Genomic DNA, 12,895 nt, shown 5'->3' with positions numbered 1-12,895 from the left:
AAGCTTTTTTATATTGTCGTTGCTCCAGTAATTAACTTAACTGGTAACGTATAGTTACTTTCCAATTTGCAATCAGGATCATCAATTCGTTTCAACAATAAATCAATCATCATTGTTACGATATCAGCAATTGGCTGCATGATCGTGGTCAATTCAGGATGATAATTTTGAATGAAGTTTGTCCCGTCATAACCAATTAATTTTAGGTCTTCTGGTATGCTAATGCCTAAATCTTTGGCTTGTTGCATTACTAACAAAGCTGTTAAATCGTCAGTACAAAAGATGCCATCAACTTTTTTATTACTAAGTATTTCTTTAATTTTTAAACTCTTAATAATTGGTGAAGAACTGAAGTCGATTTCTGAAGTATTAAATTCAACATCGTTTTTACCTAAAATCTCTTTAAATCCCTTTAGACGATTACTTGTTGGACTATTAGGACGATTAGCACCTGTAATTATTTCCATCATTTTACTACCTGACATCATTAAAGTTTGGGCTGCTAATCTTCCACCTTGAAAGTTATCTGAACTAACAATTGGAATGTTATTGGATAAATAACGATCAAAGGAAATAATCGGTAATCCAACTTTTTGATATTCTTCAATCCCTAAGTTATGTGAACCGGAAATTATACCATCTACTCGATTCGCCATTAACATTCTTAAATAATCTCGTTCCTTTTCAGAATCATCCCCAGCGTTGCAAAGAATAATTCTATATCCCTTTTTAAATAATTGATCTTCAATCTCCTGCACCATTTGTCCAAAAAAAGGATTGCCAACACCAGGTAAAATAACACCAATCAGTTGTGTCTTTTTACCCTTTAGCGACCGTGCCAGACTATTAGGCTGATAATTTAATTCCCGCATTGCTGCAAAAACTTTAGCTTTAGTTTTTTCTGACAGCGAACCATAATTATTAATCACCCTTGATACTGTAGTTGCTGAAACTCCAGCCATTTTTGCTATATCGTCCAACGTCGCCATAATCTACCTCATTAATAAATCTTATCTAATCTCATTTTGCATACATTAACATTTTTTGAATCCACATAAAATTGCCGACCATTGGGAAAAATTCGTCCAGTTAAAACTCTTTCCCCATGATTTATATACAATTCAAAAACGGTATTATCAAACCATAGATCTGCAGTTATATCTTTATGAGAAACTACGTCAGAACTTCTAATTGTTCCAAAATCTTTAGACACCGAAACTCCAGAATTGGTTCGATCTACTAGTATTTTACCATTTGTTGAATCCATAACGATTTGTAATTTCTCACCCAATTCAGTTTTAATACAGACAATTCCAACCGTGTCCGTCGAAACCTTCCAAGACAACTTTGTTTGAGCAGATATACCTTGAGTAGATATTTTATTTTTACCTAAGCAATCGTTCTCAACAACAGGATATTGATACAATTTATTATTTTCAATTTTCAATTCCTTCACTAAGCTATAACAATTGGCCCAACCTTCGGAATCCGTTGGATATGTTGTATCTGGCAACCCAATCCAACTAACCGACAACACCCTGCCATCAGGCGCTTTAAATGCTTGAGTCGCATATGCATCAAATCCATCATCAAGATTTTCTATACTTGATGGTTGAATAATTTCAAAATTATTCCAATCAAAACTTTGACCTATCACGTAAGCGTTAGGATAAATATTTCGGTGCGATAAAACTGACTGGTCAATTCCCTGTGGACAAAAAATTAGCACTGGTCTTGATCCAATAAACACTAAGTTAGGACATTCTATCATATAGCCCATTGTTTGATTTGTAAATTTTAATTCTGTTTTGTACTTCCATGGACCGGTCACTTTATCAGCTTGATAAACTAAAATATGACCTGTATTGTCAGCCTTCCTTGCACCTATTAAGCAGTAATATTGCTTACCATGATAAATTACCTGAGGATCTCGAAAATGTTCTGTAAAACCATCTTTAGGTTTTCCAATTAACGGTGTGGCTATCTTTTTTAATTGATTATTAGCATCCATCCAAGCACCATCTTGCTTAGGATGTCGAACCCATTTGCTATCACGAACGTTGCCGGTATACATTAGAAATAAATCATCTCCGACAGGTATAGCGGAACCTGAATAAGCCCCATGACTATCTTGTTTATCACCAGGAATTACTAAAGGACCATGATCTTGCCAATGAACTAAATCATCAGAAGTCAAATGTGTCCAATTTTTCAATCCATGCACTGGACCATAGGGAAATGATTGATAAAATAAATGCCATTGATTATTAAAATAAGAAAATCCATTGGGATCATTCAACAATCCTGTCGTGGGTTGAATATGATATCCCAATCGCCAATGTGATTGAGATATTTTTTGTTTAATCGCTGTAATCTGATTATCAGACCAGTTCTTATATGGTAAATACCTTAAATTTCTCGTCCATTTTGTAATCATTACTCTGTACTCACTCTTTTATTAATTAATCACATTGTAAACGGTTTTATCACAAAATGTCAATCGTATGACATTAATTCAAATATTATTATTTCGGTACATTTCGTTTTTCAGTATTCGTCAACTTTTATTTTTGATAAACGTTTGACAATTTATAAAATCGCTGTATTATAAAAAGTGTCAAACGCTTACATTTAATTTTAAAGCAAATGGAGAATTCAACTATGACTGTAAATACAACCTGGTGGAAAAATGAAATCTTCTATCAAATTTACCCAGCTTCATTCAAAGATTCTAACAATGATGGCATCGGCGATCTTCAGGGAATAATTCAAGAACTCCCTAAAATTTATAAACTCGGAATAACAACAATTTGGTTATCACCAGTTTATAAATCTCCAATGGTCGACAATGGTTATGATATTTCAGACTATCAATCGATCAATCCACAATTTGGAACAATGACTGATTTAGATGAATTAATAAAAAAAGCAAAAGAATTAAATATCAAAATTATTATGGATTTAGTCGTTAATCACACTTCGGACCAACACAAATGGTTTCAAGATGCTATTAAAAATCCATCTAGTCCCTACCGCAATTTTTATATCTTCAAAAAAGGACATGGAAATTTACCTCCAAATAATTGGCGGTCAAATTTTGGGAAAGGCTCTTCATGGTCACTCGTTCCTGGAAAAACTAATCTTTACTATCACCACGTCTTTTCAAAACAACAACCTGACCTAAATTGGGAAAATCCTAAATTACGTTTTGCTTTATACGACATGATTAATTGGTGGTTAAAAAAAGGCATCGCCGGTTTTAGAATCGATGCCATTACATTTATAAAAAAAGATCAAGACTTTGCTTCTATCACCCCTGATGGTACTGACGGATTAGGAAAAGTTAAACGAAAAGCAGAAAATCGTCCTGGTATTGAAAAATTTCTTAATGAATTAAATGCCCATACCTTTAAACCAGCTAATGCAGTGACGGTTGGTGAAGCTAGTGGTGTTGATTATGACCAATTAGACTCTTTTATTGGCAAAAAGGTTATTTCTCAATGATTTTTGACTTCCACTACGCGGATATCGATATTCAATCTGGCTCAGAATGGTATCGTCAAACGGCTTGGACTACTAAAGAACTAAATGATTCAATTGTAAAAAGCCAATTGGCAATTCAAAGATATGGTTGGGGTGCCAACTTCTTAGAAAACCATGACCAGCCAAGAAGTATCGACAAATATATTAAAGATTCTAAATATCAAAATAAAATTGGTGCTAAAGCGTTAGCCTTATTATTCTTCTGTCTTCGTGGCTGTCCTTTTATTTATCAGGGACAAGAATTAGGAGTCCGAAACATCAAACGTACTTCTATTGATGAATTTAACGATATCTCTAGTAAAGATAATTATTACCGTGCCATTGAAGAAGGATTTACCAAGTCAGAAGCTTTAGAATTTGTTAACGATCGTTCACGTGATAATGCCAGAATTCCTTATCCATGGACCTCCAATTTAAATGACGGCTTTAACGACGGACACAAACCATGGTTAGCATTAGGAAAACATGACCCATTAATTAATTGGGATGACGAAGACAAAGACCCTGATTCAATTCTCAACTTTTATCGCAAAATGATTCAAGTTCGAAAAGGGTCTTCATTAACAAAGGATTTAACCGCAGGAGAATTTTCAGAAATTAAAACAACTGATTCCAGTGTCATTTCATATCAACGTGGTAACGACGCTCAAATTTGTATTAATTTGTCATCAAAAAAGGTAGCAATTAACCTACCTACTGGCAAAGTTATGCTAAATAATTATTCAAGCAATATTACTAATGAACTACAACCGTATCAAGCAATACTTATTGAGGTGAAAAATAATGACTAAAGACTATAGCAAATTAGCTCAACAAATTGTCGATTTAGTCGGCGTAGATAACATTCAATCTGTTACCCATTGCCAAACTAGATTACGATTCGTTGTTAAAAATAGGAAAACAATCGATGATAAAGCTATCGAAAATCTAGATCTCGTTAAGGGTGTCTTTTTCGGATCAGGTCAATATCAAGTAATTATTGGAACCGGTGTTGTAAACGATGTCTACGATGCCATTGATAAACTAGGAACTGTAAATGCCATTTATGGTAAAGATGATACAAACGGTGCCGATACTAACGACGATAATGAAAATAAAACCAAGCTACAAAGATTCATGGCGATGCTATCGGGAATCTTTATTCCCATTATTCCAGTAATCGCTGCAACTGGTCTCTTCTTAGGACTACAAAGTGCCTTTACTAATGCTCAAGTTCTAAAATTGTTTGGTGCTGTTCCATCAGACATCCCTACTAATGTAAATACGATTATCTCCGTTTTAACAGGAACCGTCTTTTCATTTCTACCAGCTTTAATTGTTTGGTCGACTTTCAGATACTTTAAAGGAACTCCAATCATTGGTATCGTTATTGGCTTAATGCTAGTGTCACCTAACCTACCTAATGCTTACTCTGTAGCTGGTGGAACCGCAAAAGCAATTATGCTTTTCGGACATATCCCAGTTGTAGGTAGTCAAGGCTCTGTTTTAACTGCACTAGTCGCTGGATTTATTGGAGCAAAAATGGAAATCTACTTCCACAAACATGTCCCCAATGTCTTAGATCAAATTATTACACCATTTCTAACCATGCTTTTAACATTCGGAATCATGATTCTAGGTGTCGGTCCTATCGTACATTGGGTTGAAAACTTAATGGTTTCTGGTGTAGAAGGTGTTATTAATTTACCATTTGGTATCGGTGGTTTTCTAATCGGTGCTGCATATCCATTAATGGTTTTAATCGGTATTCATCAAATGATGATTGCCATCGAAACATCATTATTGGCTGCTACACATTTAAATCCCCTAATTGTTCTAGAAGCAATGTATGGATTTGCCAATTTAGGCGTTGCTTTAGCAATGATTATGAGAACAAAATCAAAGAAATCTAAGGCCACATTCGTTGGTGCCCTTTCATCACAATTATTCGGTGTTTCAGAACCTACCCTGTTTGGTATTTTAATTAGATACAATTTTAAACCACTAATAGTTACGGTCCTAACTAGTGGCTTTGGAGCCGCAATTTTAAGCATTTTCAAAGTGGCTGCCAACTCTTATGGACTTGCTGTTGTACCTTCTTATCTAATGTACATCTACAATGCGCGTGATTTAATAATTTATACAATAGTTTCATTACTAACTGTTGTCGTTGCCTTTGTTGCAACAAACATGTTCGCTATTCCTAAAGATATTCTCGTAGAAGACCCTGACACAAATGTTAAAAGTGACGTTCAAGACAACACTGTTTATGCTCCCATTTCTGGTAAGACAATTGCTCTTGATAAAGTAACCGACCCTGTTTTTGCATCTGGCATGATGGGCGAAGGTATTGCCATTACTCCAGATGAATCTTCCGATAAAGTTAACATATATGCTCCACAAACTGGTAAATTGACTGTTGTAGCCGATACTGGCCATGCATATGGCTTAACAACCGATAGTGGTATAGAAATCTTAGTTCATATTGGAATTGATACCGTCTCACTTAAAGGTAAAGGTTTTACTACCAACGTTAAGTTGAACCAAACTGTCAAAAAAGGAACTCTACTAGGAAGTTTCGATCCAAAAACAATTCATGAAAACAAGCTTGATGATACTGTTATGGTTATTATTACTAATAGCAAAGATTATCTCCGTGTTGAGTCCCAACCTGACGAACAAGTAACCAATAATTCTAATATTATTGCTTTACAAAAAAAGCAAAAACAAACTGATGCAGTTGAACCTGCTCTTCAAAATTAATTAGTAAAGAGCGGAACAAAACATGTTCAACTTTCAGCATTAAAGCAAATGATGCCAGTAATCCGATTTTGGATTGCTGGCGTCATTTTGTTTTAAGCGAAAAAATCTATATCTTGTTTCGCTTAATTCCTAATTTAGTCTTCAATATTATGTCTAACATGATAAGCAAATTCATCGCTTCTAGCAGTGCTCAAAGTAAATTCAATCATACGCTGTTTTAAATCATAAGTTTTGCGTTTTAACAATAAACATGGCATCCCCTCAGGTAATCCCATCACCTTACTATCACAGTCACTAATAACCCCTGAAGAGAAGTATTCATCAGCATAACTGACATCTTCTTGAAAGTCTTGCTCAAAAATATCATACAAAGATTTATTTTCTAACATTTCCATTGTTAATGTCGGAAAAAATTTTAATGGCAAATAAGTTCGTTCAAACAACATTGGCTCACCATCAGCCAAACGTAATCGTTCTACTTTGATAACAAATTCCCCAAAAGCCAAGTTCATATTGTCGGCAAAATAAGCATTAACTTCCCTTTTCTCAAAACTAACAATCTTGGTAGTCGGCACTTTGCCCAATAATTTCATTTGTTCACCAAATTTATAGCTACTACTAAGATCACTATTTAAATTAGTTCGATTAACAAACGTCCCTTTCCCATGCATTCGACGAACCAAGCCAATTGCCTCTAAGCTCAACAAAGCCGCTCTCACAGTATTGCGAGACACTTCATATTTGTCAGCTAATTGACGTTCAGAAGGTAACTTCGCGTTGGTTGGTAAAGTTTCTAAGTAATCAGTAAGACGATTAACTAATTGTTGTTGAAGGTTAATTTTCATAGAAAAATTTCCTTTCCAGTACCTATGAACCTATTTTATGGATTGTCAAAAAAGCATGCAACAATTGTGCCACTACAATTTGTCAACAAAATTATTTCCCCATAAAAAAAGCTATAAGAACGATATCTGCATTAGATACGTTTCTTATAGCTGTAAAGTTCTGAAAACTATTCTGCCTTAGCAACCACAAAATAGTTACCTTCAGGATCTTGAAAATTAAAAGTCAATACACCATTAACTTCGGTAATCTCCCCTGCACTAATCAATTCATCATGTAATCTATCAAAGTCATTTGAGAAAAACATCAACGATGGAACATTTTCAGATACTTCTGGTGAGTAAATCCGAATATAATCACGAGGGAAAATTGACAACTCCACCTCACTGGAAATACCTACAATCACATTTTGATAGCCACCATTTAAGGTTTGACGAGCAACAACGTTAGCACCAAATTCTTCCGTCCAAAATTCAACACTCATATCAACGTCATCGACATAAATCATTATTCTAGTCTTCATTTAGCATATCCTTATCCCAAACAACACCCATTGTTTTTTCACCAGTATGAACACTGATGGCTGGTCCTAAATGACTCTTTGACACCCGAGCCTGTGGAAAATTATTTTGAAAAGCAGTTATCCACTTGTCTTCTAACTCTCGATTATTAGAATCAACCACCGTAATATGTAACTTCCAATCCGGATGGGTGTCTGCGTATTTTTGAATTTGTTGCTGAATCATTCGATAAGCACGACGCATGGTTCTTTCTTTACCAATAGCAAAAATTTTACCATCTTTAAACGTTAACAACGGTTTAACATCGAGCAAACTACCAATAATAGCAGAATGATTACTTAATCGACCCGTTCTACTCAAGTGTTTCAAGTCGTTCACAGCAAAATAAATATCAGTAGAATCACGTAATTCCTCTAGTTGCTTAACAATCGCTTCAGGATCAACGTTTTTTTGTGCTAAAGAACCTGCCAGCATAACCAAATCAGCTTCAGCAGCACTAGCGGCCATGGAATCAAATGGATAAACCTTAGCCTTGTCATATTGCTTAACAAACATGCGCAAATTATCCATAAATGACGTGATACCTAGTGACAAGTGAATCGAAATAATCGTATCATATCCCTCATCCACCAAACGGTCATATGCTTCTTGAATTTGTCCCATTGAAACTTGAGCCGTTGTTGGCAACTCTGGTTCATTAGCCAAATAATTGTAAAACTTTTCGTCCGTTAACTCTTCTGTTTCCTTATACTGTTTATTTCCCAAAATAACAGTAATTGGTAAAACAGTAATGTTATATTTCTTGATTTGTTCCGGTGTTAAGTACGATGCTGTATCAGTAACCACTGCTGTCTTCATTGCGTTCTCCTCTTTTTTCCGTTGCGGTTATCCATGCATATAATGATAACATTTTATTTAAATTATTAAATCAATAGGCGTTAATTGCCGTCTCTGGGGACAAGAAATATTGGCGCTGTGGGGACCGCTTGGAGCCAAGGTCTCCAAGCTCGATTTTGAACTTCGCAAAAAACGCGAATTTCAAAACTCGTCCCGTTGTGTAAGGGCTAAAGCCCTAACACAACCTTCACTGCTGCCAATATTTCTTGTCCCCAGAGACTAATACATTCGTCATTTTTAATACTACTTAACTATTTAGATAAACGTACTGGTACTGCATTATTTGAAATTGAACATAATCAAAAAAGCTAGATATTCTTACTTGGATTTATATCAAGAAAAAATATCTAATCCTTTTTATATTCGATTCTATAACCAGACTTTGGAAGGAACCTTAATTCAGAAACATCCAAAATATCCTTTATAAAATATACACCAAAAATACCCTAGCCTCCGAGAGTGAGAAATTTAGGTCGCTGTGAAGGTGGCGTTAGAGCTTTAGCTCTTACACCACGGGACGAGTTTTGAGACTTGCGGTTTGTGCAAGGCTCAAAATCGAGACGAAAGACCTTGGCTTTCGTCGGTCCCCATAGCGACCTAAATTTCTCACTCTCGGAGGCGGCATCCTTCAATACCCCCTCTTGTTTTAATCACCAGAAAGCGCTATCATTTTTGTTAAGTAAATATTTAGTAAAAATGGAGAATAGCTATGGACACTAAGAAAATTTTACAAGGTTATGAAAATACTTTTAACGAAACGGCCGAAAAACTATTTTTCTCACCTGGCAGAATCAACCTAATTGGTGAGCACACTGATTATAATGGTGGAAATGTTTTTCCTTGTGCTATCAGTCTGGGCACTTACGCCGCTTTCGGAAATAGATCTGATACGCTAATTAAAATGTATTCAGCTAACTTGCCTGATTCAGGTATTGTTACAGCTTCCTTAGACAACTTGGAGTATGACAAGTCACGTGATTGGGCTAATTATTTAACAGGGATGATTTACTTAATCACTAAAGCTGGTTACAAACTAGACCACGGTTTCAATTTATACGTTAATGGTAATTTACCTGATGGAGCTGGTTTGTCGTCCTCAGCTTCAATTGAATTGCTGATGGGCAACATCTTGAATGATGTTTTTGAGCTGGGAATCGATGAACTGGACCTCGTTAAGATGGGACAACAAAACGAAAACAACTATATTGGTGTTAATTCAGGCATCATGGACGAATTTGCCGTCGGAATGGGTAAAAAAGATCAGGCTATCTTACTTGATACTAATACCATGGAATACCACTACGCTCCGGTTGAACTAGGAAACCACGTAATCGTCATCATGAATACTAATAAGCATCGAACATTGGCTGATTCCAAATATAACGAACGTCGGAGTCAATGTGAACAAGCATTAGCTCTTCTACAAACTAAGTTAAACATTCATTCACTTGGTGATTTATCCATTGATGAATTTGACCGCAACTCCTACCTAATCAATGATGATGTTTTAATTCGTCGTGCTCGCCATGCTGTTTTTGAAAACCAACGGACACTAAAAGCTATTAATTATTTGAAAGATAACAATTTGGTTGAATTTGGCAAACTCGTCAACGCTTCCCATATTTCATTACACTATGATTATGAAGTTACTGGTGTCGAACTTGATACTCTCGTTGAAGCTGCTTGGCAACAACCCGGTGTTCTAGGTGCCAGAATGGTCGGTGCCGGTTTTGGTGGCTGTGCTATTGCCTTTGTCGATAAAAAACAAATCGACGATTTCCAAGCAAATGTTGGTAAAATTTATCAAAATAAAATTGGTTATGCACCTGATTTCTACATTGCTGAAATTGCTGACGGACCAAGTGAAATCAAAATCTCTGAGGAGGAAAAATAATGTCCTGTGTCGATAAATTTGTCGATCAAATTATTACGGCTGATAACGACTATCAAGAACTCGACCGCATCTACTTATACAATCGTATTTGTGCATTGGTTGGTGACGATAATCATCAAGAAAATGATGATCTCAAAACGGCCTTGATTGAAACTGCGATTAAGAATCAAAAAATTGATGGTAGCCAAACAGCCAAAGAAATTCTCAATGACCAATTGATGGATTTCATAACACCACTACCTTCCAAAGTTAATCAAAAGTTTTGGAACCTTTATCAGGTCAGTCCCGAAACAGCCACAAATTATTTTTATCAATTAAGCCAAAAGAACGATTACATTAAAACCAAGGCAATTGCCAAGAATATTTCTTATGATGTAAAGACAAATTATGGCAATTTGGAAATTACCATCAACCTTTCTAAACCTGAAAAAGATCCTAAAGCCATCGCGGCCGCCGGTAGACAAGTTCAAACTGGTTATCCTAAGTGTCAACTTTGCATGGAAAATGAAGGCTATTTAGGACGTCTTGGCTATCCTGCTCGCAGCAATCACCGTATCATTCGTTTTACACTCGGTGGGCAAACTTGGGGCTTCCAATATTCTCCATATGCTTATTTTAATGAACATGCTATTTTCCTAAACCAAATTCATCAACCGATGATTATTAATCAACATACTTTTAACAACCTTTTGGAAATCATTCGCCTATTCCCTCAATATTTTGTCGGCAGTAACGCTGATCTACCAATTGTTGGTGGTTCAATGCTGAGTCATGATCACTATCAAGGTGGTCGTCACGTCTTTCCAATGATGAAGGCTCCGATTGAACGTGAGATTGAAATGCCGATTGACGGTGTTAAAGCAGGTATCGTCAAATGGCCGCTGTCAACTATTCGTTTAACTAGTCAAAATCCTGAAGAACTAGTCAAAGCAGCTACCTTGATTCACGAAAATTGGATGAATTATTCAGATGAGACCGTTGATGTCAGAGCTTATACTAACGAAACTCGCCATCATACCGTAACCCCAATTGCTTATCGTCAGGATAATGACTATATTCTCGATATCGTTTTGCGTGACAATCAAACTTCCGCTAAATATCCCGATGGTATTTTCACCCCCATCAAGATGTCCAACATATCAAGAAAGAAAATATTGGCCTGATCGAAGTTATGGGTCGAGCCATTCTTCCCGCTCGTTTGAAAACAGAATTAAAGGAAGTCGAACGTTACTTGCTCAAGCAACCTAACAAGATGGCTGAGTATCATAAAGCTTGGGCTGATGAATTACAAACTAAATATAATTTCACTGACGATAATGTTTCTGAAATTGTGGATAAAGAAGCTGGTTTGGTCTTTAAACGGGTTCTTGAAGATGCTGGTGTCTTCAAGTGGAACGACCAAGGTCAAGCAGCTTTTGATAAATTTATCGGAAGCCTCGATTAATGGCAACCTTACGCGATATTGCTAAAAAAGCTCAAGTTTCACCAGCAACCGTCTCACGAGTTCTCAATAACGATTTAACTTTATCAGTTACTGATCAAACGAGAACTAACATTTTAAAAATTGCGACCGAGATGAATTATCAAAAAGCTAGCCATCGCAACACCCACTTTCAAAAGCGAATCGCCTTAGTTCAATGGTATTCTGAGTCCAAAGAACAAGATGATTTGTACTATATGACCGTCCGTGAAGGGATTGAACAACAAGCTTCAACTTATGGCTTTGAAATTAGTCGTATTTTCCATAATGATTTAGCCGAAATTCCTCAGAACATTGACGGCATAATTGCGGTAGGAAAATATAGCCAAAATCAAGTTGACCAAATGACTAACATCACCCATAATCTAGTTTTTATTGATGATGACCAATTTCCCGAAGGCTTCGATACGGTTATTACTGACTTCAAATATGGTATTAAACAAGTTGTCGATTATTTTGTGGATAAAAATATTACTGACATCGGTTTAATTTATGGTGAAGAAACATCGACTGACGGTTTACGGACTATTTCTGACCCACGATTTGATAGTTTTAAACAAACAATGTTAAATCAAAAAATCTTCCGTCCCGAACTTTGTTTCAAGGGCGATTTCACCAAAGGCGCTGGTTATAAACAAATGAAACAGGCCATTCAAAGCTTAGATGACCTGCCACACGCATTCTTTATTTCTAATGACCCGATGGCATCAGGAGCCTTAAAGGCCCTCCAAGAAGCCAATATTGCTGTTCCAGAACGAGTTAAAATTTTTAGTTTTAACAATACGTCCCTAGCGAGCTATGTCAATCCAGAGTTGAGTTCCGTTGACGTTGCCACTGAACAAATGGGGGCTGCTGCAGTGGACTTAATGCAAGACGTTTTAACCAATCCCCGCCACGTTACTAAACGTATGGAATTAGCAACTAAACTAATTTTCAGACAAAGTACACTTTAATTGCGGGTCCTGTTTAATCCAC

The 12,895-nt window shown here is 36.2% G+C and carries 8 protein-coding genes and 2 pseudogenes; 5 read left to right on the top strand and 5 right to left on the bottom strand.

Annotation, left to right across the window (positions count from 1 at the left end):
- Positions 1-8: 8 nt before the first annotated feature.
- Entirely contained in the window at positions 9-992 is a 984-nt protein-coding gene (locus D1B17_RS03085) for a LacI family DNA-binding transcriptional regulator (protein ID WP_420868408.1), read from the bottom strand.
- Positions 993-1,000: 8 nt separating this feature from the next.
- Positions 1,001-2,437, bottom strand: a complete 1,437-nt coding sequence (locus tag D1B17_RS03080; RefSeq protein WP_120143092.1) for a sucrose-6-phosphate hydrolase — start codon at positions 2,435-2,437, stop codon at positions 1,001-1,003.
- 209 nt (positions 2,438-2,646) lie between these two features.
- Here D1B17_RS03080 and D1B17_RS03075 point away from each other — a divergent pair.
- Positions 2,647-4,334 (top strand): annotated as a pseudogene (locus D1B17_RS03075) (alpha-glucosidase).
- Positions 4,327-6,285 (top strand): sucrose-specific PTS transporter subunit IIBC, encoded by a 1,959-nt coding sequence (locus D1B17_RS03070; RefSeq protein WP_120143093.1) that lies wholly within the window; start codon positions 4,327-4,329, stop codon positions 6,283-6,285. Before D1B17_RS03075 ends, D1B17_RS03070 begins: the two are co-directional and overlap by 8 nt.
- A 134-nt stretch (positions 6,286-6,419) precedes the next feature.
- Here the strand turns inward: D1B17_RS03070 and D1B17_RS03065 are convergent, their stop codons facing one another.
- The 3 genes from D1B17_RS03065 to D1B17_RS03055 all read right to left on the bottom strand — a co-directional run bounded on the left by D1B17_RS03065 (position 6,420) and on the right by D1B17_RS03055 (position 8,507).
- The gene (locus tag D1B17_RS03065; protein ID WP_120143094.1) at positions 6,420-7,130 is read right to left on the bottom strand and encodes a GntR family transcriptional regulator; all 711 of its coding nucleotides are present in this window, start codon (positions 7,128-7,130) and stop codon (positions 6,420-6,422) included.
- Positions 7,131-7,297: 167 nt separating this feature from the next.
- Complete coding sequence (locus D1B17_RS03060) at positions 7,298-7,651, bottom strand: VOC family protein (RefSeq protein ID WP_120143095.1); 354 nt, start codon at positions 7,649-7,651, stop codon at positions 7,298-7,300.
- A complete protein-coding gene (locus D1B17_RS03055) occupies positions 7,641-8,507 on the bottom strand; it encodes a DegV family protein (RefSeq protein WP_120143096.1) in 867 nt (288 codons plus the stop codon). The genes D1B17_RS03060 and D1B17_RS03055 overlap by 11 nt, the downstream gene beginning before the upstream one ends.
- A 748-nt stretch (positions 8,508-9,255) precedes the next feature.
- Between D1B17_RS03055 and D1B17_RS03050 the strand changes: the two genes are divergently transcribed.
- From D1B17_RS03050 to D1B17_RS03040, 3 genes and pseudogenes are all read left to right on the top strand, one after another.
- Positions 9,256-10,440 (top strand): galactokinase, encoded by a 1,185-nt coding sequence (locus D1B17_RS03050; RefSeq protein WP_120143098.1) that lies wholly within the window; start codon positions 9,256-9,258, stop codon positions 10,438-10,440.
- A pseudogene (locus D1B17_RS03045) lies at positions 10,440-11,884 on the top strand (UDP-glucose--hexose-1-phosphate uridylyltransferase). Before D1B17_RS03050 ends, D1B17_RS03045 begins: the two are co-directional and overlap by 1 nt.
- Positions 11,884-12,873 carry a LacI family DNA-binding transcriptional regulator gene (locus tag D1B17_RS03040; RefSeq protein WP_120143099.1) on the top strand — a complete coding sequence of 330 codons (990 nt, stop codon included), beginning with the start codon at positions 11,884-11,886 and terminating at the stop codon, positions 12,871-12,873. Before D1B17_RS03045 ends, D1B17_RS03040 begins: the two are co-directional and overlap by 1 nt.
- Positions 12,874-12,895: the final 22 nt, after the last annotated feature.

The organism is Companilactobacillus zhachilii, from assembly GCF_003606365.2.
Taxonomy (GTDB): domain Bacteria; phylum Bacillota; class Bacilli; order Lactobacillales; family Lactobacillaceae; genus Companilactobacillus; species Companilactobacillus zhachilii.
The sequence above is the reverse complement of the archived record's forward strand: the minus strand, read 5'-3'. Positions and strand labels throughout refer to the sequence as shown.